General features: G+C 42.4%; 23 protein-coding genes. 16 read left to right on the forward strand and 7 right to left on the reverse strand.

Features of this window, described 5'->3' with window-relative positions; genetic code table 11:
• Positions 1-146: 146 nt before the first annotated feature.
• Together E2L07_RS10110 and E2L07_RS10115 are read left to right on the forward strand one after the other, a co-directional pair.
• Positions 147-2,321 carry a ribonucleoside-diphosphate reductase subunit alpha gene (locus E2L07_RS10110; RefSeq protein ID WP_243854941.1) on the forward strand — a complete coding sequence of 725 codons (2,175 nt, stop codon included), beginning with the start codon at positions 147-149 and terminating at the stop codon, positions 2,319-2,321.
• Positions 2,322-2,335: 14 nt separating this feature from the next.
• Positions 2,336-3,373 (forward strand): ribonucleotide-diphosphate reductase subunit beta, encoded by a 1,038-nt coding sequence (locus E2L07_RS10115; protein WP_010896680.1) that lies wholly within the window; start codon positions 2,336-2,338, stop codon positions 3,371-3,373.
• Positions 3,374-3,438: 65 nt separating this feature from the next.
• Here E2L07_RS10115 and E2L07_RS10120 read toward each other — a convergent pair whose 3' ends face one another.
• Positions 3,439-3,963, reverse strand: coding sequence for a GNAT family N-acetyltransferase (locus E2L07_RS10120; protein WP_134229511.1), 525 nt, complete (start codon positions 3,961-3,963; stop codon positions 3,439-3,441).
• A gap of 280 nt (positions 3,964-4,243) precedes the next feature.
• Between E2L07_RS10120 and E2L07_RS10125 the strand changes: the two genes are divergently transcribed.
• Positions 4,244-4,633 carry a hypothetical protein gene (locus E2L07_RS10125; RefSeq protein WP_134229512.1) on the forward strand — a complete coding sequence of 130 codons (390 nt, stop codon included), beginning with the start codon at positions 4,244-4,246 and terminating at the stop codon, positions 4,631-4,633.
• Positions 4,634-4,648: 15 nt separating this feature from the next.
• On the opposite strand, the gene E2L07_RS10130 is transcribed toward E2L07_RS10125, so the two are convergent.
• The 4 genes from E2L07_RS10130 to E2L07_RS10145 all read right to left on the reverse strand — a co-directional run bounded on the left by E2L07_RS10130 (position 4,649) and on the right by E2L07_RS10145 (position 7,578).
• Positions 4,649-5,968: a globin-coupled sensor protein gene (locus E2L07_RS10130; RefSeq protein ID WP_166740056.1), complete on the reverse strand. Its 1,320-nt coding sequence runs from the start codon at positions 5,966-5,968 to the stop codon at positions 4,649-4,651.
• A gap of 132 nt (positions 5,969-6,100) precedes the next feature.
• On the reverse strand, positions 6,101-6,883 hold the full coding sequence (locus E2L07_RS10135; RefSeq protein WP_134229513.1) for an SDR family oxidoreductase: 783 nt from the start codon (positions 6,881-6,883) through the stop codon (positions 6,101-6,103).
• 63 nt (positions 6,884-6,946) lie between these two features.
• Positions 6,947-7,198 carry a DUF1292 domain-containing protein gene (locus E2L07_RS10140; protein ID WP_010896685.1) on the reverse strand — a complete coding sequence of 84 codons (252 nt, stop codon included), beginning with the start codon at positions 7,196-7,198 and terminating at the stop codon, positions 6,947-6,949.
• Positions 7,199-7,269: 71 nt separating this feature from the next.
• Complete coding sequence (locus E2L07_RS10145; RefSeq protein ID WP_010896686.1) at positions 7,270-7,578, reverse strand: winged helix-turn-helix transcriptional regulator; 309 nt, start codon at positions 7,576-7,578, stop codon at positions 7,270-7,272.
• Between the two features lie 199 nt (positions 7,579-7,777).
• Between E2L07_RS10145 and E2L07_RS10150 the strand changes: the two genes are divergently transcribed.
• The gene (locus tag E2L07_RS10150) at positions 7,778-7,924 is read left to right on the forward strand and encodes a BH0509 family protein (RefSeq protein ID WP_010896687.1); all 147 of its coding nucleotides are present in this window, start codon (positions 7,778-7,780) and stop codon (positions 7,922-7,924) included.
• 216 nt (positions 7,925-8,140) lie between these two features.
• Here the strand turns inward: E2L07_RS10150 and mgtE are convergent, their stop codons facing one another.
• Positions 8,141-9,502, reverse strand: a complete 1,362-nt coding sequence (gene mgtE / locus E2L07_RS10155) for a magnesium transporter (protein ID WP_041820189.1) — start codon at positions 9,500-9,502, stop codon at positions 8,141-8,143.
• Between the two features lie 246 nt (positions 9,503-9,748).
• On the opposite strand from mgtE, the gene E2L07_RS10160 reads away from it, so the two are divergent.
• The 5 genes from E2L07_RS10160 (at position 9,749) to E2L07_RS10180 (ending at position 15,886) form a co-directional block, all read left to right on the forward strand.
• Entirely contained in the window at positions 9,749-10,798 is a 1,050-nt protein-coding gene (locus tag E2L07_RS10160; RefSeq protein WP_134229514.1) for an ABC transporter ATP-binding protein, read from the forward strand.
• A 341-nt stretch (positions 10,799-11,139) separates the two neighbouring features.
• Positions 11,140-12,258 (forward strand): extracellular solute-binding protein, encoded by a 1,119-nt coding sequence (locus E2L07_RS10165; RefSeq protein ID WP_134229515.1) that lies wholly within the window; start codon positions 11,140-11,142, stop codon positions 12,256-12,258.
• A gap of 34 nt (positions 12,259-12,292) precedes the next feature.
• Positions 12,293-13,972, forward strand: coding sequence for an ABC transporter permease (locus E2L07_RS10170; protein WP_134229516.1), 1,680 nt, complete (start codon positions 12,293-12,295; stop codon positions 13,970-13,972).
• A gap of 406 nt (positions 13,973-14,378) precedes the next feature.
• Positions 14,379-14,696 (forward strand): DUF2325 domain-containing protein, encoded by a 318-nt coding sequence (locus E2L07_RS10175; RefSeq protein ID WP_010896693.1) that lies wholly within the window; start codon positions 14,379-14,381, stop codon positions 14,694-14,696.
• 287 nt (positions 14,697-14,983) lie between these two features.
• Positions 14,984-15,886, forward strand: a complete 903-nt coding sequence (locus E2L07_RS10180) for a metal ABC transporter substrate-binding protein (RefSeq protein ID WP_053432218.1) — start codon at positions 14,984-14,986, stop codon at positions 15,884-15,886.
• 60 nt (positions 15,887-15,946) lie between these two features.
• Here E2L07_RS10180 and E2L07_RS10185 read toward each other — a convergent pair whose 3' ends face one another.
• Positions 15,947-16,693, reverse strand: coding sequence for a rhomboid family intramembrane serine protease (locus tag E2L07_RS10185; RefSeq protein WP_134229517.1), 747 nt, complete (start codon positions 16,691-16,693; stop codon positions 15,947-15,949).
• A gap of 221 nt (positions 16,694-16,914) precedes the next feature.
• Between E2L07_RS10185 and acpS the strand changes: the two genes are divergently transcribed.
• The 7 genes from acpS (at position 16,915) to E2L07_RS10220 (ending at position 22,053) form a co-directional block, all read left to right on the forward strand.
• The gene (gene acpS / locus E2L07_RS10190; protein WP_134229518.1) at positions 16,915-17,274 is read left to right on the forward strand and encodes a holo-ACP synthase; all 360 of its coding nucleotides are present in this window, start codon (positions 16,915-16,917) and stop codon (positions 17,272-17,274) included.
• A gap of 186 nt (positions 17,275-17,460) precedes the next feature.
• Positions 17,461-18,465, forward strand: coding sequence for a LolA family protein (locus E2L07_RS10195; RefSeq protein WP_134229519.1), 1,005 nt, complete (start codon positions 17,461-17,463; stop codon positions 18,463-18,465).
• A gap of 227 nt (positions 18,466-18,692) precedes the next feature.
• Positions 18,693-19,859, forward strand: a complete 1,167-nt coding sequence (gene alr, locus E2L07_RS10200) for an alanine racemase (RefSeq protein WP_134229520.1) — start codon at positions 18,693-18,695, stop codon at positions 19,857-19,859.
• Between the two features lie 175 nt (positions 19,860-20,034).
• Complete coding sequence (locus tag E2L07_RS10205; RefSeq protein ID WP_041820192.1) at positions 20,035-20,331, forward strand: CopG family ribbon-helix-helix protein; 297 nt, start codon at positions 20,035-20,037, stop codon at positions 20,329-20,331.
• A 3-nt stretch (positions 20,332-20,334) separates the two neighbouring features.
• Positions 20,335-20,685: a type II toxin-antitoxin system PemK/MazF family toxin gene (locus E2L07_RS10210; protein WP_010896700.1), complete on the forward strand. Its 351-nt coding sequence runs from the start codon at positions 20,335-20,337 to the stop codon at positions 20,683-20,685.
• A 181-nt stretch (positions 20,686-20,866) separates the two neighbouring features.
• The gene (locus E2L07_RS10215; protein WP_053432222.1) at positions 20,867-21,682 is read left to right on the forward strand and encodes an RsbT co-antagonist protein RsbRA; all 816 of its coding nucleotides are present in this window, start codon (positions 20,867-20,869) and stop codon (positions 21,680-21,682) included.
• 14 nt (positions 21,683-21,696) lie between these two features.
• A complete protein-coding gene (locus E2L07_RS10220) occupies positions 21,697-22,053 on the forward strand; it encodes an STAS domain-containing protein (protein WP_053432223.1) in 357 nt (118 codons plus the stop codon).

The raw sequence follows: 22,053 nt of genomic DNA on the forward strand, positions 1-22,053 counted from the left end.
GAGCATGTGAGGCGGCAAGTATAAGGCAGTGCGTGTATTCCGACTGAAAGGGAGGGGGACACGCTTGTGTATTGTACTGTCGTTTCAAGCCTTTCTCTCGAAGGAAGGTTTTTTATTTGGATTGATAGGGAGGAAATAAGATGACGATGACGATTAACAAGGAGCTCCACTGGCAAGAGCGACTGAAAGAAAGGTTTCCGCAACTAGAGGTAGAGGATGTTCTTTCTCAAGGGGCTTCGCTTGAATCGATGCGAATGAAGGCGATGGATGAAATCTCCGCCGAACAGCCGGAGTGGACGTTTATTACTGCACGTATTTATTTGGAAGAGCTGTACAACAGCGTCAAAGAGCAACGAGGGCTGGTGAAACCATATACACAGTTTTACGAACTAATTGAAGTACTTGTAGACAAAGGAATTTATGAAAAGGATCTGCTCAATCGTTATACAAAAGAGGAGATCAATGAACTCGGAGAGCATTTGAATCAAGAAAAGGACGAGCTGTTTACATACATTGGCTTAAAAACATTAGCGGACAGATACCTTGCCCGACTATATGATCGGACGTTGATGGAATTACCACAGGAACGCTTTATGGTCATTGCTATGTCTCTCATGAAAAAAGAAGTAAATAGCCAGCGCCTTTCGTTAGTGAAGGAAGCCTATTGGGCTCTCTCAAACCTCTATATGACAGTGGCGACACCGACATTTGCTAACGCAGGAAAAGCGGTAGGGCAACTTTCCAGTTGTTTCATTGATACAGTGGATGATAGTTTGCGAGGCATTTTTGATAGTTGTACTGATGCTGCGACCGTCAGTAAAAGTGGTGGTGGGCTTGGGATTTACCTAGGAAAAATTCGTGCCAAAGGATCGTCGATTAAAAATTATCAAAATGTGTCATCGGGTGTTTTGCCATGGATGAAACAGTTAAACAATGTGGCGGTGAGCGTTGATCAACTAGGTCAACGACAAGGAGCCATTGCCGTTTACCTAGACATTTGGCATAAAGACATCTTTTCTTTCCTTGATGCGAAACTGAATAACGGAGACGAGCGTCAGCGAACACACGATTTGTTCACGGCCGTTAGCCTTCCAGATTTATTTATGGAGGCAGTGGAAGCTAGAGACCATTGGTATTTGTTTGATCCACACGAAATCCGTCAGAAAATGGGCTTTTCTCTTGAGGACAGCTATGACGAGCAAAAGGGGAGCGGGACGTTCCGCGAGCGTTATGAAGCGTGTGTAAACAACCCAGATTTAAGCCGAACAGAAGTACCAGCGATCGAAATCATGAAACGAATTATGATTTCCCAGCTTGAAACAGGAAGCCCATTCATGTATTACCGCGATGAAGCAAATCGCATGAATCCGAACAAGCATGAAGGCATGGTCTATGGTTCGAACCTTTGCACGGAAATCATTCAAAATATGAGTCCTACGACAGTTGTAGAGGAAAAAACAGAAGACGGAAAAATTTTAATTACGAAGCAACCAGGCGATTATGTCGTGTGTAATTTAAGTTCCTTGTCTCTTGCTCGTGTAGTCGAAGACGATGTGCTTGAAAGGCTCATACCAATTCAAGTACGGATGCTCGATAACGTGATTGATGTGAACCGTATCGAGGTGAAGCAAGCGGAGCAAACGAACCAAAAATACCGTGCGATCGGCCTTGGGACGTACGGCTGGCACCACCTTCTTGCAAAAAAAGGAATTGCGTGGGAATCGGAGGAAGCGATTCGCTATGCAGATGAACTATACGAAACGATTAACTATTTAACCATTCAAGCAAGCATGAAATTGGCAGAGGAAAAGGGAGCGTACCCGATGTTTGCCGGATCAGACTGGGAGACCGGTGAGTATTTTGAGCGGCGTCAGTATACAACTGACAAGTGGACAGAGCTTGCAGAACAAGTAAAAGAAAAAGGACTGCGTAACGGATACTTACTTGCAGTTGCTCCAAATGCGACGACAGCGTTAATTGGCGGAACGACGGCCTCCATTGACCCGATCTTTCAAAAGACGTATGTGGAAGAAAAGAAAAACTATCGCATTCCAGTGACGGCGCCAGACCTTTCGCCAGAGACGACATGGTATTATAAATCTGCGTACCATATTGACCAAACATGGAGCATTCGCCAAAATGGAGCCCGTCAGCGACATGTCGATCAATCAATTTCGTTTAACCTCTATGTGTCCAATACGATTCGTGCGAAAGAACTGCTGGAGCTCCACTTACTTGCTTGGAAAGAAGGATTGAAGACTACGTACTACCTACGTTCCACTTCAATGGAGATAGAAGATTGTGAAAGCTGCGCAAGCTAAGGAGGATTTTTAAAATGGAGCAGTTACAGAAACGAAAAATTTATGATACAACCGCATCCAATGCATCAACAGGCATTTTAAACGGTAAGAGCTCAAACGTGTTAAACTGGGATGACGTCCGCTTCTCGTGGGCGTACCCTCTCTATAAAAATATGCTCGCCAACTTTTGGACACCATTTGAAATCAATATGAGCCATGATGCCAAGCAGTTTCCTACTCTTACGGAAACGGAACAAGAGGCGTTCAAAAAAATCATTGGGTTGCTCGCGTTTTTAGATAGCGTACAGACCGACTATTCAATGCGAGCAGCAGAATATTTAACAGATTCCAGTCTTGCCGCCCTGATGAGCGTTCTCTCCTTCCAAGAGGTCGTCCATAACCAAAGTTACTCATATGTCTTGTCCAGCTTAGTACCGAAAGCGACGCAAGATGAGATCTTTGAATATTGGAAGCATGACGACGTATTGAAGGAACGCAATGAATTCATCATAGATGGATACGAGAAGTTTGTGGACAATCCAACACCGAAAACGTTTCTCGAATCAATTGTGTACGATGTTATTTTAGAGGGACTTAACTTTTATTCGGGCTTTGCGTTTTTCTACAACTTAGCCCGAAATCAAAAGATGGTATCCACGTCAACGATGATCAACTACATTAATCGGGATGAGCAACTACACGTCTACTTATTTACGAACATTTTTAAAGAGTTGCTCGTTGAATTTCCTGAATTGAATACGGAAGAAACCAAAACATTCGTAAAAACAACGTTAATGAAAGCAGCTGACCTTGAGAAAGACTGGTTCCGCTACATTATCGGAGACAAAATTCCAGGAATCAATCCAGAGGATATGGAGACTTACATTTCGTTTATTGCGAATAAGCGAGCCGTACAGCTAGGCATGGAGAAACCTTATCCTGAAATTAAGCACAATCCGATGAAATGGATCCGTGCCTATGAGGATGTTAATAGCGGGAAGAGTGATTTCTTCGAACAAAAATCACGCCAATATGCAAAAGTATCGGCCGATAACGGTTTCGATGAATTATAAAGTACAAAAAAGCAACTGGGACATGCCAATCCCCCGGTTGCTTTTTCACGTTAAACACACATAGATTAGGTTAGCTTTATCCAATAACGCTGGATCGCAATCCCCCGCTCATCTACTACCTCTGAGTCGAGAACACCGACGTTCCTTTGAATGGTCCGAGCCGATGGAAGATTTTCTTTATCACATGTAATGAGAACTTTTTCCAAGCCAAGTGCAGCGGCTTTTTCGAGTCCGAGCTTTAACATCAAAGTCGCGTAACCTTTGCCACGTTCGCTTGGGCGGATTCCATAGCCGATATGTCCGCCGCGATGGTGTAGCCAGTCATTAAGTGTGTGGCGAATATTAATTGCTCCAATTAAGCGCTTCTGTTCATGAACTAGCCTATAGGTTGTGTTGGCGACTCGATTCGCTGGAAGGTTAACTCCGTGTTGATAATCCTTAAGCGTCTTCAGTAAATGCTCAAACGGGATAGGATTTAATCTTAAGGTAAAAGGAATAGGCGTTTCTCCTGAATTTCCCCATTCTTTAAGCATGTCGAGATAGGCGTTTTGATACGCAAGGCTTGGTAGAATTAAAGTGGCGTTCTCCATCACATGTCCCTCTTCTCTAGTATTTTTTCTTATTGTAGGACAAGGGGTTGTACGTTTCAACGGATTTTACCGATTGGATTAGGAGGAAGGAAATGACTTGTAAAGATTTTGTTCAGAAATGATAAATATGTTTATGTATGCTCGGTGAATGACAAGAAATGGAGGGGAAGAGGGCTTTTTTTCCGCTGTTTTTAAGCATAATGCAAAAAGCAGAGAAATACAGTCTTTGATATGATGACGCTAGGAAGAGTACAAGATGAATAGAAGGGGTGAACGTTAAATGATGAAGCTAACAAAAGAAGTATTGCAACCATTTCCACAATTCATTGGACAAAAGCCGCAACGGGTCGTAGAGGAAGCAAGCTGCATCACCTTTGATATCAATGAGTCTCTTTCTTTGATCTTTAAAGCACGCTCAGAGCATTGTTTAACCGTACGTATTCAGCAATATCAATACGTTGATTGGTCAAGGTATCAACTACAAGTTAGAGAGCTTATCTCTCATTTAGAAAGCCTTGCCCTAGAATTAGATTTTACAGAAATTGAGTTTGAGTCGAGCAGAAGAACCACTTTGTTAAAAATTTTAGTACAGCAAGGCTATAACAACCGATACGGAGGCGTCCGTGGCAATGGCCTTGAAGGGCGATATGTCAAAATGCTCGTTCAATAAAAAAGGGTGGACGCATCATCCACCACTTTCTACCTCAGTCGTTAAGCGATTGAGCTGATTAGCAGATTGAGAAACTTGCAGCGACGATTCATCCAACTCTTTTGTGACGGAAAGAAGTTGCTGTAAGTCTGTTTTCATCTGCTCATTTTTTGTTTTGACCTCATTCATCGCCTCAGTAATAGAATGGAAGGTTCCAGCCGTCGAATCCATCCCTTTTGAGCCCTCTGATACGAGTTGATAAATGGTACCGATTGAATCGACAACGGATGCGATCTGCTCTGTTGTTTTTTCGATTAATTGAGACACAGTGTTTGTTGAATCTTTTGTTTGATCGGCAAGCTTTCGCACTTCGTTGGCCACAACAGCGAAGCCTTTACCTTTTTCTCCTGCTCTCGATGCTTCAATTGTCGCATTTAACGCTAGTAAATTCGTTTGGTCGGCAATGCCTTTCACCACGTCAACAAATTCTGTAATTTCAATGGATCGGTCATTGAGATCAGTCGAGATCGTCTGAATATGTTTAACACTTTGTAAAATCGCATCCATGTTCGAGCTCTGTGTCGTAATTTGTGCTTTACCATTCAATGAAAGTGTCTCAGCCTTGATTGCTAAATCAGTCCCTTCATTGGCGGAAGCGACCACTGTTTCTGAGCGATGGACGAGCTGCTTGTTTGCTGCGCTCGTTTGTTGAGAAATGGCGGCTAACTCTTGAGCGGCAGCTGTTAAATGCTGAATTAATTCTCTTTTTTGACGCTCATGTTCAGCCTCAATCCGCTTATTCTCGTTTTCATACGCCTCCAGCACGAGCTGTTGTTCAAGATTAAGGAGCTTTATCAATGAGCGGGTGGCCAAGACAATATCAGAAGGTGATTGGAGGTGCTGCTCAAGAAGTTGAATCAACGAATCGGTTAGTTGTTGAAAAGCCGACACGTACCACTTCGTTTGTAACCCGATACGGACATGGGCTTGAGCAATCTGTAAGCGCTTTTGTAAAAACGCTTGATCAATTTCTCCGTTAAACATTTCAAGGATATGCTGTTTTAGTGTCTCTTTTAGCCGTTCAACAGAGCTGTGAGTTTCAATAATTTCGTTTAGGTTTGGTTGCTTTATAATATTTGAATAAAAAGCATCAGCGAGAACCTCCATGTTTTCTTCAACGAGAGGTTGTAATGCTTTCATTCGTTTTAAATCATCCAGCGTTAAGTGGATCATACGGAGCTGTGCAGAAAGCTCGGATTCAGCAGGGAGCTCAAACTTAACAGCAGCTTGTTCGAACTGGTGTGAAAAATAAGATTCTCGCTTGCTTGGTTTAGATTGTCGAGTAAATAAGGGCAACATTTACACTCCTTTTATGATATAAGTAATGGGTCTTTTGATTTAATGAGACCTATCTATACTATCGGTTAAATGTAAATTTTCTAAAGTGAAATGAAAAACGAGCCTTTTATTCAAAGACTCGTAGTTCGCTCACAAGGTATTTTGGAAGCCGCCTTCAGAATGAATCACTTGCCCTGTAATCCATTCGGCATCATCGCTTGCAAGGAAGGCAATAAGGTTAGCTGCGTCCTTTGGCTCACCGAGACGACCGAATGGAAAGCGAGGAAGCAATTCTTGTTTCAACTGATCTGACATCCAACCAGAATTGGTGGGGCCTGGATTTACAGCATTGATTGTGATCCCTTTTTTTGCCAGCCCGGTTTTCAACGTATACGTTAAAGCTTCCACGGTTGACTTCGTGATAGCATAAGAAAGCTCATTTGCCATCGGCCCTTGAGACCACCCTGTCGTTAGTTGGATGATTCGTCCGCCATGCCCCTTTGAAAAGCGCTTCGCGAATTCAGAGGTTAATAATGTCGTAGCCCGCACATTGATAACGTAATGGGCATCAAGATTCTCACTTGTAATCGTTTCATAGGAATCATTAACGGAAACGCAAGCGTTGTTCACCAAAATATCGGCTGTTGTCCCAAACCGCTGTTCAAATGCGTTAAAGATTTGTACGTATGCATTATCTTCTGATAGATCCAGCTCCAGGTGTGCTACGGCAACTCCATGTGACTCAAGTTCCTTCGCCAAACGCATTGGCTCATCGTTTTCTCCCTTTACGCCTAAGGTCTGATCATAGTGAAAATAATAAGTGAAAAACACATCAGCGCCTCGTTTGGCAAATTCACGGCAAATGGCTGCTCCGATCCCACTTAAACGACTAACCCCTGTAACAATAGCACGTTTTCCATGAAGGTTTTTCATCGATTCCCTCCTGTATTAAATGAATAAAACAAGCCAGGCCGTCGTTTTGACCTGGCTCCTACTTTATTGTTCTGGGAAGTTTTCGTCAGCGTTTATTGCGATTTCATATGCGGCAACGAGCTGTTCAATTTCGTCTTCTGTTGCATTCACAAGCGACTGGGAGCCATTGTGCTCTTCAATTCGCATGATTTCCATCTCCTGACCAGAAGAAATCATTGTGTAATGCTGTCCTCCCATTTCAAAAACAGCTTCTACTTCATATTCATGCTCATTACCTTGTTCATCACGAATTGTGATGTGATCTTTATCTACCATGATGTCACCTCTTCCTTTCGTCTCGTTTTAGTTTGCCCAATGAAAGGAATGAGAAACGTGAGGATTCATGGTTATGCCCATTTTTCTCCCCACTGCTGAATCGCTTCAATCACAGGTGTTAAATCCTTCCCCTTTTCCGTAAGTTCATACTCGATCCGCACGGGCTTTTCTGGATAAACGTGACGAATGACAACTTCAAGCTGTTCAAGCTCTTTCATCCGTTCGGTTAAAATACGATCACTCATACCAGGAATTTGCGCTTTAATGTCTTTAAAGCGTTTTGGACCAGCTAAAAGCACTCGTATGATAAGCCCTGTCCATTTCTTTCCTAATAAATCGATCGCGGCTTCGTATTTTGGACACATTGTATTGTAATCCATTTTCTTCACCTCATCTAACGTTAGTTTACCACATGTTTTCAGTCGAGATAAATAGCAGGGGAGTGTAGGTAAAGGCAATTAAACTTTATTAATTGATTAAATTTTCGCAAAAAAGATTGACCATTTTCAGAACTCTGTTATATAATAACTTAAAAATAAATACTATGTTATAACACACATAATAAAAGGAGGAAGGAACATGATGATGAGTCGACAAGAACGTGAGAACATGATTGAGTTTTTGACACAGAGGAAAGATTTTTCAACGGAGAAGCTAATGGTCATGACAGATGCTGAGATCGAGCATCTTTATGAGCGGGCATACAGCCATCATGAACGAGGTTAGGTTCGTAAGTGGGCGCGCCTTATAGTATACTACTTGTTGGAAAAAACTTTTTACGCTAAGCAGGTGGTATCGTGAGATTGTCAAATAAGGCGCTGTTTATTTTAATAACGGTCATTGTCCTTATGTATGGATTTGGTTATTGGATCATCGGTCATTTTATTTTGACACGATAAGAGAAAACACTGACGAAGGGGGGACTCGTCAGTGTTTTTTATCTTATAGACCTTGGAGCTGAGTAAGGAAGGCGGTTGCGATACCGAAATAAATCATCAATGAAAAGATATCATTAAGGGTAGTAATTAATGGACCGGAAGCGACAGCAGGGTCAACTCCCATCCGATATAGAAATAGAGGGATGATCGTTCCTGCCAATGTCCCTGTAATTAACGTAAGGAGCAAAGAGACTCCAACGACAAACCCTAACGTAATGTTAATCCAAATCGTTCCAATAACAAAAATCAAAACACCACAAGTAAGACCGATTAAGATACCGACTCGAAGCTCACGGAAAACGAGATGGATGATGGTTTTTCGATCCAGGTTTTGCGTAACAATCCCGCGAACGACAACTGCAAGTGATTGTGTTCCAGTGTTCCCCGTCATTCCGGCAATCATCGGCATGAAGAAGATCAGAGCGACGACTTGTTCAAGTGTTTCTTCAAAGTTGCTAATGATGCTACCTGATACGAGCCCGATGAACAACAGGAGTACGAGCCAAGGAAGCCGGCGTGCTGAAGCCGTCAACGCTTTCGTCTGGAAGTCAATATCTTTACCAGAAGCAGATAGCTTTTCAATGTCTTCGTTCGCTTCACGGATGACAACATCGATTACATCGTCCACCGTAATAATTCCGAGAAGTGTGTTCTGTTGATCAACGACAGGGATCGCAATAAAATCATAGCGTTCAATCGTTCGAGCGACTTCTTCCTGGTCCATATCAACCGGTACAGAGACGACCCTGTTAAACATAATGTCTTTAATTTTATCATCAATATGAGCAATTAATAAGTCACGGTACGAAACAACACCAACTAATTTCTTTTCCTCATTGATGACATACAAATAATAAATGTTTTCGCTGAAGCTCGCGTAATCTTTTAATTTGTCTACGGCCTGACGAACGGTATAGTCCTCTTTGATCCAAATGAATTGGTTTGTCATTAGGCCGCCAGCTGTTTCTGGATCATACCCCATAAGTGACTGAACTTTTTCCGATTCATCGTCTTTCATCGCATCGAGAAATTCTTGAATGCGTTCAACGGATAGTTCATTCAACAAGTCAGCAAGGTCATCGTTGTCCATAAGGTTCATAACCTTTGATGATCGTTCAATCCCGAGTCTGTGCAAAATCTCGATTTGCATATCTGAATCAAGCTCTTGAATTAAATCGGCAATTTGATCAGGTGTTAAAAAGGTTAAAAACTTGTGATGATGCTTATCCGGTAAACTGCGATAAAGCTGTGCAACGTCGTAAGGATGCAACTCATCAAGCATTTGCTGCAGGGCACCGCGTTTAGAATCCTTAAGATATTTAATCATGAGAACGAGAAGCTGATCTTCTGTCATGTTTGCCACCATGTCGCCTCACCTGCCTACAAGTTTCTGTGCGTCTATAACTGTACAAAAAAAGAAAGAAGAAGTAAATCTCTTCTTCATTATTACCCGACAAAACCGAAAACTACTCTTTTAATATGATGAGTAAAGTTTGAAAATTTGGTTAAATATAAGGATTCCGTTGCTGATGTACATGAGCCTATGCTATAATCAATCATAATGAAAATCATTCTCATTTTTGAGGGATAGATCGAGTTTTGGAGGTTCCCCATGAGCTTTATCCAGCTTCGCGACTTAACAAAAACATTTCCTCACACTTTAAAACCGGCTGTTGATTCGGTTCATTTAACAATTGAAAAAGGCGAAATTATCGCTCTGCTTGGTCCAAGTGGCTGCGGAAAAACGACAACCTTACGTATGATTGCTGGTTTTGAGCAACCGACGAGTGGCTCGATTAAGATCGGTGGTGAGGTTGTATATGAAAATCAATTTACTGTGCCACCAGAAAAACGTGGCATTGGTATGGTCTTTCAGGATTATGCCCTGTTTCCTCATTTGACAATTGCAAAAAATGTCATGTTTGGGTTATCAAAATGGGGGACACGTGCAAAACGAGAGCGGGCGAAGGAAGTGCTTGAGCTAGTCGGGCTTGCTGACTATGCGGCACGCTACCCACATGAACTTTCTGGCGGTCAGCAGCAACGTGTAGCCTTGGCGAGAGCTTTGGCACCGAAGCCTCACGTTGTCCTTATGGATGAACCATTTAGTAACCTAGACGCTGGTCTTCGTGAGAAAATGCGTTTTGAAGTGACGACTATCTTACGAAAAGCCAATGCAACGGCGATTATTGTCACACATGATCAAAAGGATGCCTTTGCTGTAGCTGACCGGGTGGTTGTCATGAATGAAGGTGTCATCCAGCAAATTGCCACACCAAGAGAGATGTATCGCTGTCCGAAAAATTGCTTTGTGGCTCAATTTGTAGGAAAAACGAACCTTCTTTCAGGACGGTTATGTGAAGACATGCGGCATGTCGATACGCATATCGGCCGTGTATCATTACCTGCTCAATCAGAAGTAATGCTTGAAAATGTGAAGGTTTCCATTCGACCAGAAGGCTGTAAGTTGGCTGAAGAAGGGCGATTTACTGGAAAAGTGGAGCGGGTAACGTATAGCGGTGAATATCAGGAAGTCGTGGTCAACCTCGGAGCAGGGACGACTGAACCGATGATCCTTTATGCGCCAATTGATCAAGATGTTCAGCCAGGGATCGTTGTCTCGTTTGATATAACCCCAGAGCTCGTAGCACTCGTGGAATAAACGGGAGACAGCACACTCCAACTGTTCCCATACGGTTGGAGTCTTTAACTTGCTGTTGGAAGGCATATTTTTGCCCCGTATAACTGGAGCTAGGACTCGCACTACAAGGCAACTATGACAACGTCTATGTGTCCACATCGTGTAGGAGACTTAGCGATCATTCAAAAGGGGATGAAAAAATCCCGCTGAATATTGTTTCACTTTATTATATGCTCAAAAACAAAACAACCCAGAAAATACCTGGTTGACAACGATTATCATTCTCAATATACTTAAAGTGTTAACTATTTTCTTATTATTGTTAACATTTTACAAAGATCACAAGGGGGCTATTCCAGATTATGGCAAAGCGTTTTCGTCTATTGTTTTTTGCTTTAATGGCAGTTGCCTTATTCGCACTTGCTGCATGCGGAGCAACTGAAGAAGAAGGAAATGAAGAACTAGCAGCAGAGGAGACCGAAGAAACAACAGAAGGTGCTGAGGAGGAAGAGCAAGAGGAGCAAGTGGCTGAAGGCACTGGTGAGCTTGTTGTCTATTCTTCTCGTAACGAAGATTTCGTTAATGCTCTTTTAGAAAAATTTGAGCAAGATACAGGGATTACCGTACAACCCCTTCATGCAGGAGACAACGCAGTGAACCGTATTAAAGGGGAAGCAGGCAACGTTCAAGCGGATATTTTTATTTCCAATGACATCGGTGCTCTTGAGCATCTTCGTTTGGAAGGATTGTTAGAAGGATCTGATCCAGAAGGCGTTGAGTCCATCGATGAGAAATATCGTGCCGAAGATAATTCTTGGATTGCATTGTCCGCACGTACACGTGTTTTAATGTATAATAAAGATCTAATATCAGAAGAAGAAATGCCAAAAACAATTGAAGAATTAACGGATCCGAAATGGGAAGGCGACTTCGCGATTACCCGTGGAGGTAACGGTGGTATGATTGGACATGTTTCTGCACTTCGTCAAGAGTTGGGTGATGAAGAGACGAAAGAATGGATCTCTCAAGTGAAGGATAATGCAGGCGCAATTCTTGAGGGTCACGGAGACATTCGCCGTGCCGTTGGTGCTGGCGAGTTCAAATTTGGTCTTGTAAACAATTATTATTACCATCAGCAATTGCGTGAGCCAACAGACAACAATGTAGGCGTTATTTATCCTGATCAAGGAGACGATGAAATGGGTGCGGTCGTTAACGCAGCAGGTGTTGGTTTAATTAAAGATGCACCTAACGGAGAAAATGCACAAGCTTTCCTTGAGTGGATTCTTCTTCCTGAAAATCAACGTGAATTCTCTTTTGAGTCGTTAGAAGTACCAATTAATCCTGAAATTGAAGCGCCAGAAGGAGCAGCTACGATTAGTGACTACAAAACACATGACATGCCGTTAAGCAAACTAGGCGAAGTGTGGGAAGATACGCGTGAACTAATTGAAGAAGCTGGTCTTGACCTTGATCTATAAAGCGTTTCTATAGGTGAGTAGGAGATGTCACATCATGAATGTTGATCCACATAATCAAAAAAAGAAGGTTGGACATCGCCAGGTTGGTGAGCATCGCTCACCAACCTCTCGCCGTTTATTTAATACATATTGGCTTAAACTCTGGAATGGCTCCCCACCAGGAGCTGTTTTACTAAGCTTTGCGGCTGTGACTGGATTGTTAATGGCTATTCCGATTGTTTATGTCGTGTGGGAATCGTTATTTGCAGGTGCTGATCGCTGGCTCCGACTGTTAGATACGAGAATTCCCCAATTGCTTTGGAATACATTGTCCTTAACGGTCATGGTGACATTGTTTGCGGTAGCGATTGGAGTATCGCTAGCATGGCTCGTGAATCGGACAAGCCTTCCTGGTCGAAAAATGTGGCAGTGGCTTCTAGCATTGCCACTAGTGATCCCTCCGTACGTTGGAGCGGTCACTTACATCATTATTTTCGGCCCTAGAGGTTGGCTATGGCGTTACTGGAAGCAAGAAGAGTGGCTACAGCAACGATTTGGTGATTATCCTATCGATGTGTACACATTTGCAGGCATATTTTTTGTCTTAACAATGTTCACGTATCCGTATGTCTATTTGATTGCAGGTGCATCGCTTCGTAAAATGAATCGAAATTTTGAAGAAGTGGCTCGTGCGCAAGGAATGACGACAGGACAAGTATTTTGGAGGGTTAATCTTCCGTTTCTTCGCCCAGCGATTGGTGCAGGAGCGATCTTAGTTGCTCTTTATGTGCTCTCAGACTTCGGTGCGATCGCAATGATGCGCTATACGACCTTTACAGCTGCAATCTATTATCAGATGGGAAGTTACGATAATGTCTCTGCGACGGTTTTAAGTGTCGTCTTGATTTTACTCACGCTCATCATTTTGTGGCTCGAAGCACGTACTCGAAAAAAGCAAAAATACTATCAAACAACGAACAGCTATCATGAGCCAGAGATATTATCTCTCGGCAAATGGAAATGGCCTGCATTCTTTTTTGTCGCCGGCGTGTTCACTATATCCGTTTTGCTTCCAGTGATCGTCCTTGTCTATTGGACCGTTATCGGTGTTGGAGGCGGGGTTCTCGATGCAAAATTTTGGGGGTATGCGTGGAACAGCTTAAAAGTATCTGGATTAGCTGCTTTGTTTTGTATGCTGCTTGCTTTACCAGTTGTATACTTACGATCACGTTACCCATCAAAAGTATCTCATTTTATCGAAAAGTTAAGCTATGCAGGATATGCACTTCCAGGGGTAATCGTAGCCCTCGGAATTATCTATTTATTTAATCAATACATTCCTGTACTGTATAATACGTTTTATTTAATTGCGATTGCTTTTGTTGTGAGATTTTTACCTCAAGCTATGCAATCGACGGATGCTTCTCTCAGCCTTATTTCACCGCGCATTGATGAAGCGGCGCGCAGTCTAGGCCAACCGCCTTGGAAGGTAATGTTCACCGTCATTATTCCATCGATTTTGCCGGGGGTATTAGCAGGAGGAGCACTCGTATTCGTTAGTTCGATAAAAGAATTGCCAGCAACATTGCTATTGAGACCACCAGGCTTTGATACACTTGCGGTTCGAATTTGGGTTGAAACGAGTGAAGCGACGTATTACACGGCGGCACCTGCTGCTTTACTCATCGTTCTTGTTTCGGCGTTGCCACTTCGTTATTTATTGAAGAAATATTAATTGTTATTAACGCTAAGGCTTTTCCCTTAGCGTTTTTTTTGTACCTTAAAAGAAATGGAATTATCATAAGGGGAGACTCTGACGTGAGAACTTGGTGCTAAGACGAGTTCTCCAATAAGGAAGTATAGAGAGCTGTCTAGCGAGGGCGTCGATCATCCGTGAACCCTTTCTCTCCAGTGCTTCGCCAGTGGCTATGTATATAGGCGACGCTTTTGCGTTTTGCTGAATTGTTAGCGTATAAAAGAGTTCGGTTCGTAGAGTAAGAAAAACATAAGAATGTATATGCGAGTTCATGATTTATTCAAAAAATTTATTCAGGGAAACTGTTGACACTGATAATCATTATCAATTAAAATGAGAACTAACATATTGAGAATCATTTTCAAGTAAAGGAGTGTGAAGGCGGATGTCCTCGATTATGATTGTTGGTGCGGATCACTTAGGAACGATTCCGAAAAAACTGAATGAAATCGGCTTTAGTGAAATTATGCATGTGACAGGAAGAAAGGTAAAGGCCGTTAAAAAGGAAATTCCTAGCCATGTGGATTTAATTTTAGTCCTGACGGATTACATAAACCACAATTTAACGTCAGTATTAAAAAAACGAGCGTCCGAGCAAGACATTCCAATCTGTTATGCCAAACGTTCTTGGTGTTCGATCTACAAAGTGATTGGGCAATGTGATGCCTACTGTCCGAAACGAAACAGCTGTCAATTCAAATAGAAGATTCTAGGTGATGTGGAAAAGCACTACTAATAATTTTTTTAGTAGTGTTTTTCATGTTTGCTGAACAAAGAGAACTTAATGATTTGGAAATTTTATCTACTAAAATAAAAAAGAAAAACTAATTTTCACTAGACTTATGGAGAAAAATATGAAACAATAAGTTGCGTGAGGTAAAAATAATTAAAAGGAACAAAAAAGTTTGTCCTGAGACAATCTATTTTTTTGTAGCTTGTTTTGCCTTGGGGAAACTTTTTGGCTATTAGTGAAATTGAAGGGGGATGAAGATGAAAAAGGTTTGTTTTAGTTTTGTCATGATGGTCATTGCGCTAATCGTTGCTGGATGCGGAGCAGAAGATACGGGTACTAGTGAGGATGGGGAAGGCTTAAAGATTGTCACAAGCTTTTCTATTTTGGGAGATGTCCTTGAGAATATTGCGGGGGAACGGTCTTCCGTCACATACATTGTTCCAATTGGAGAGGAGCCCCACGAGTATGAACCAGTCCCAAGTGATTTTCAAGCCGTTTCTGATGCTGACGTATTTTATGTCAACGGCCTCGGTTTAGAGGAATGGTTACAGCGACTTGTGGAAAACACATCAGATGTGGATGTCGTAGAAGTGAGTCCAACGATAGATGCTTTGCCACTTGAAGAATCGGACGGACTGGATCCACATGCTTGGTTAGATGTTAAAAATGTTATGAAATACGTAGAAGTGATTCGAGATGATTTAGTCGAAAGGGATCCAGACGGAGCTGAGATTTACGTGGCGAATGCCGAGGCTTATTTACAAGATTTGCAGGAATTAGAGGACTGGATTCATGATCAAGTAACGACCATTCCAGAGGAACAACGCACAATTGTGATCAGCGAAAATGCCTATCGCTATTTTGGAGAAGCGTACGGCTTTGATACAGTAGGAATTTGGGAACTGAATTCTCATGAAGAAGGGACGCCTGGTCAAATTTCGCGGGTTGTAGACATTGTAAAGGAACTTGACCTTCCAGCCGTGTTTGTGGAAACAACGGTAAACAAAAGCTTCATGACGACAGTATCCAATGATTCTGGTGTAGATATTGCTGGTGAAGTGTATACCGATGCTGTCGGTTTAGAAGGATCAGGTGCGGAAACTTATATCGATATGATGAAGCACAATGTTGATACTTTCGTGAGTGGATTGTCTCAGTAATTTGAAAAAGAGCTACCCTTTATTGGGAGCTCTTTTCGTTTTTGTTCTGCTGACAATTATTTAAAATAATCGGCTTAAGATCCCGATGGCAATTAGTAAACCGAGTCCGACCCAGAGAATTTTCTTTCCGATCCCTCTCGTGAAGCGTCGCTTTTTCCAACGGTTCGGATCAAAACGAACCTGCCGATCATCAGCAGCAACAGCAAACGCATAAAAGGGTCTTGCTTTTGCAAGTACAATAGGGGCTAATGCTGCACCGCCAATCATGCCAAACAAATGGGCGAATACATTAATGTTTGAGCTCAAAAAGGTCATGACTAAGCCGATGATAATGATGGTGATGACCAATTGGGTATTAGCTGGGTCTATTAAGTCCTTGCGATAAATAACCATGTATACGAAGATACCAAACAAGCCGAAAATGGCTCCTGATGCCCCTAGATGATACGGATAAGCAAGACCACCAAGATAATAGGTTGCTACGTTAGCGATGAACCCCGAAAGGAGATAGACAAACAAAAACTTTCCTTTCCCTAGCATTCGCTCTAAGGCTGGCCCAAAAATGACGAGGGCAAACGAGTTAAATACGAGATGGCCGATCGAGACATGAAGAAAAACAGGAGTAATGAGTCGCCAATATTCACCTTGGCTGACAGCTAAATTAAAGCCAACGCCTGTTGCGTAAACCCAAGCGCCACCAGGTAAAAGGTGTATCCATACAAACAGAGCAATATGAATGAAGACAAGGGCAGTAATAATTGGGTAACTTCGTCTGAATGTGTAAAACGATTCGTTGCGAATAAACATCGTGTTCCTCCTTTTAATGGAGTGATTCGGTTCGAACAAAAACTGCGTGTGCCATGTTCTGTTGCAACGTTTGTGTGCCCCGAAGTGTGTGGGAATAGGCAACTGTGGAGATGCAGAATGAAGTTTCACTTTATAGTATAACAAAACATGGTTGCGAGTCGCTTGGATTCAACTAATAATATTACCTAGGTGTTGTAACTATGAAGAAAAGAGGGCGATCTATGATTATCGGAACAGGCATCGATATCGTTGAGTTAGAACGAATCCAGAGTATGGTTGAGAAGCATCCGAGGTTCGTAAAAAAGATTTTGACTGAAAATGAACAGGAAGTCTTTGCTCGCCTTTCAAGAAGGAGAAGGCTCGAATATATTGCCGGGCGGTTTGCGGCCAAGGAAGCATTTGTGAAAGCTGTAGGGACAGGAATTTCCGCTGAGTATGGCTGGCATGATGTGGAGGTTCTTTCTGATGAGCGTGGGAAGCCAGTCTTAAGTGTGAATCTTGATGCGACCATTCATGTGTCCATTTCCCATAGCCAATCTTATGCGATTGCTCAAGTAATTTTGGAACGCTTGTCAAGCTAGTCTGCATATTGCCCCAGTTTGTCTCATATAGATGTAGTGCGATTAGGGTGAGCAGCTAACCTAGAGAAGAAATGTGCCTCATTGTGCACCTTATTTTTATTTTTCTCGGTAGCTGAAAGGAAAACAACGGACCAATGGGTGGAGTTGTTTTCTAATCGTTCAAATGAGACGAAGGGGTGAAATGATTTGAGAAAAGTATCTTGGTTTATGATCCTCGGCCTTATGTTTGCAGTTTTGCTAACAGGATGCGGGGAGAAGTCACAAGATGAAGTGGTTACGGATTTGGAGAAGCGGCTAGCAGACATGTCCGGGTATAAAACCCATGCAACGATGACCTTGCAAACAGGAAAGGACCCACAAACGTATGATGTGGAAGTATGGCATCAAGAAAAGAACTACTACCGCGTAGCGTTAGAAAATGAAAACAAAGACCAAAGTCAAATTATTCTTCGTAATGACGACGGTGTGTTTGTGTTGACACCATCGTTAAACAAAAGCTTCCGTTTTCAAAGCGATTGGCCGACGAATAGCAGTCAAGTCTATTTGTATGAGTCGCTTATCCAAGACATTTTAATTGATGGGGAGCGCACATTTACGTCTACGGAGGATCATTACGTCTTCGAAACAAAGACCAATTATCAAAACAAAAACTTACATGCTCAAGAGATTACTTTGAATAAGAGAGATTTAACACCAGTTCAAGTTAAAATTATGAATGCGGATTTAGAATTACTCGTTCAAGTTGATTTTAGAGATTTTGAACTCGAGGCTAGCTTTAATGAGGGAGACTTTGAAATGGAGCGCAATATGACGGGGGCGCAAATCGATGAACCAACAATGGCCGAACCGTCCGAACCGTTTGTTGTCCATTACCCGATGTATGAGCCTCAAGGGTCAGAGTATATCGGTTCGAAGGAAATTGAGACAGAAGACGGAAAGCGGGTTGTGCTCCAATATGGTGGAGAACAGTCCTATACCATTATCCAAGAGCAAAGCCGCATTGTTCCGGCATCAACGCCAATGCATGCAGACGGTGAACCAGTGGATCTTGGCTTCACAGTTGGTGTGATGTCTGAGGATTCCATTATGTGGTCTTATAACGGTGTCGATTTCTTCTTAGCAGCCCCAGATATGGATCAAGAAGAGATGATGGCGATTGCTCGTTCAGTCTATGGAACCCAAGAAAAATAATAGGAGGGCAAGCTCAGTCACTGGATAGACTGGGCTTGTTTTCACTTGCACATTTAAGAAGGTTTACCTACGACAATGGATGAAAATAATAAGGAAAACGAGCGCTCCGTGAAGAGGTTTAGCGATGAGTAAGGTTTTTTCTAAAGGTCATAATGAGAATTGACAATGGGAGGGAAGAGTTTGATAATCTAGGGATAAGATGTAGTGTAGGATGGTGAGCACGAGACGTGGAACATTTTTATCGAGACACTTGGGTAGAAGTTGACTTAGATGCGATTGAACAAAATGTAACGAACGCTCTTCGTCTTTATAAAGACAGGGAAATGAATTTGATGGCTGTCGTAAAAGCAAACGGTTATGGTCATGGTGCTGTAGAAGTCAGTCAAGCTGCTTTACGCGCAGGGGCGTCTTATTTGTCTGTCGCTTTTTTAGATGAAGCCCTCGCATTGCGAAAAGCAGGAATCGATGCCCCCATTCTGGTCATGGGTCTAGTGGACGCTGAGCATGTTCAGCTAGCCATCAAACATCGTATTACGTTAACCGTTTATCAATTGGACTGGCTGGAACAAGCGATCTCTCGCTTGCACACTAGAGACAAGCTAGCCATTCATTTAAAGCTAGATACTGGAATGGGACGAATTGGATTACGGCGAGAAGAGGATATTCGCTCATGTATGGATTTTATCTCATCCCACGAATGCTTTGAATTAGAAGGAGTTTTTACCCATTTTGCCACAGCTGATGAGAAGGATTTAACGTATTTTAAGAAGCAATGTCAACGATTTAATCAGTGGCTTGAGTACATTCGTGAATGGCAGTTGCCCATTCGGTACGTTCATTGCGGCAATAGTGCAGCAGGCCTTAGGTTTCCTGAGAAAAATTTTAATATGTTCCGCTTTGGCATCGCCATGTACGGGCTCACCCCATCCCCTGAAATAACAGATGAGCTTCCATTCCCATTAAAGCAGGCTTTTTCATTAAAATCCCGCCTCTCCAACGTGAAAAAACTACCGAAAGGAGAAGGCATTAGCTATGGAGCTACTTATGTGACAGAGGGTGCTGAATGGATTGGTACTCTGCCGATCGGGTACGCAGATGGTTGGATTCGCCATCACTCCAATGCTGGAGGGCATGTTTTGATCGATGGAAAGCGGGCTCCTTTTGTTGGTCTGATTTGTATGGATCAATGCATGATTCGTTTACCGAAAAAACATTCAATTGGCGATACAGTAACGTTAATCGGGGAAAGTGATGGGAAGCAAATTACGATGGACGAAGTAGCAAAACGGCTGAACACCATTAACTATGAAATTCCTTGCGTGATTTCGTGGCGGGTACCGCGTATATATTTTCGAGATGGACAAATAATATCTGTTAAAAATAACCTTTTGTGAGTCGGATATAGGGTGTATCAGCTCTCCGTCAATCATTTGTTTGTCGACTATCCCCATGAGAATAATAGGGAGTTTTGCCGAAAAATATAGCCTGTTTAGTTGAAAAGGCTCTTTGCAATCGGTTGTCGCAAATGCTATGATAAGTTAGAATGATTGAATGACTAGGTTGAAGGTGATGTTGGGGGTGTCCTTTGTGTCAGAATCAAGCACAAAACGAATTGTCGTGAATTTACCACAACATTTGCTAAATGAAGTGGACGGCGTTATTAAACAAGAGAAGGTTAATCGGAGTGAGTTTTTCTCTCAAGCCACAAAAATGTATTTACGTGAACGAAAAAAACGTCAAATTCGTGAAAAAATGCAGCAGGGCTACTTAGAGATGGCGAAAATTAATCTTAATATTGCGTCTGAAGCTTTTTTGGCTGAGGAGGAAGCTGAGCACACCCTAGATCGCTTAGTAAGTGGGGTGTAGAATTTGATTGTAAAGCGAGGCGACGTGTACTTTGCCGACTTGTCTCCTGTCGTTGGTTCTGAACAAGGCGGAGTTCGGCCGGTTCTCGTCATACAAAATGATATTGGAAATCGGTTCAGTCCCACTGTCATTGTGGCTGCAATCACCGCACAAATCCAAAAGGCGAAGTTGCCGACTCATGTAGAAATTAATGCGAAGCGCTATGGTTTCGATCGCGATTCCGTTATTTTGCTTGAGCAAATTCGAACAATTGATAAACAGAGGCTGACGGACAAGATTACCCATCTTGACGATGATATGATGTCGAAGGTAAATGATGCCCTGCTTATTAGTTTAGGTCTAATCGACTTCTAAGTTGAAACAAAAAATATGAAATAACTTAAAAAGTCTAGCACAATGGTGTATAGGCTTTTTGTGTTTTTGTGAGAACTTTTCAAATAACGCTCTTATTTACATGAGAGTAGATGTGTGAGCTTGGCAAGTATGAAGGTGTCATGAAATAATAACAGTAACAATGAAAAATGGGGGAAGGTCAATGGAATCCTTTATTGTGTCATTTGTTAATGAGAAGAAAGATGAGCTAGTGAAACAATGGGAGAGTGAATTACACGAAATTCGCAGTGAAATCTATCTCGATAAAATATCAGATGACCTTTTTCTGCGGACAAGCCAGGAATTCATGGAGCACACTTTTGCTGCGATCCAAACGTCTCAACAGGAAGCCGGCGAACGGTTGGCTCCCTTTACAGAACGGCTGATTCAAGGCGGTTGGCCGCTCATTTATTTCACGAAAGGCTTGCAGGCATTTCGCCGCACAGTACTTGCCGTTTTAGCAGAGGAGAAGGATTTACAGCAAGTGTTGAAGTATTTCTATGAAGTAGAGGAATGGGTCGACAGAATGGTGAATGAACTTGTCCACGATTATACAGGTTCATGGGAAGATACAATTGAAATGCAAAAGCTGTCGTTATTAGAATTATCCGCTCCGCTTATGCCTGTATTTGAAGGGGTTACCGTAATGCCTCTCATCGGAACGATTGATACACAGCGAGCGAAGCTTATTATGGAAAACCTATTAGATGGTGTGATTAAACATAGATCTCAAGTGGTTCTCATTGATATTACCGGTGTTCCTGTGGTTGATACGATGGTGGCTCATCATATTATTCAAGCAGCTGAGGCCGTTCGCCTCGTTGGTGCTCAGTGTATTCTTGTTGGTATACGCCCTGAGATCGCCCAAACGATTGTGAATTTAGGGATTAACTTACAACAGTTCCCTACAAAAAGTACATTGCAGAAAGGCATCGAAGCAGCACTTGAACAACTGGGAAAGAAAATGGTGGATAAGTAACGTGGAGGTTAAACATGAGAATTCCTATTTTGAAGCTCAAACAGTATCTACTCATCAGCATACAGGTGGAATTAGATGACCAAATGGCGTTGCGTTTTCAGGAAGATCTTTTAACGAAAATCCATCAAGAAGGCTCAGAAGGGGTCGTGATTGACTTAACATCTGTTGAAACAATTGATTCATTTATTGCCAAAGTTTTAGGGGATGTTGTGAATATGGCAAACCTGATGGGGGCGAAGGTTGTCCTTACGGGCATTCAACCAGCTGTTGCAATTACGCTGATCGACATGGGCATTAAGCTAGAAAATGTTCCGACGGCACTAGACCTTGATCAAGGTCTAGAGAAATTGCAGCAGGAATTGGAGGGATAA

Source organism: Halalkalibacterium halodurans (genome assembly GCF_004376175.1).
Classification (GTDB): domain Bacteria; phylum Bacillota; class Bacilli; order Bacillales; family Bacillaceae_D; genus Halalkalibacterium; species Halalkalibacterium halodurans.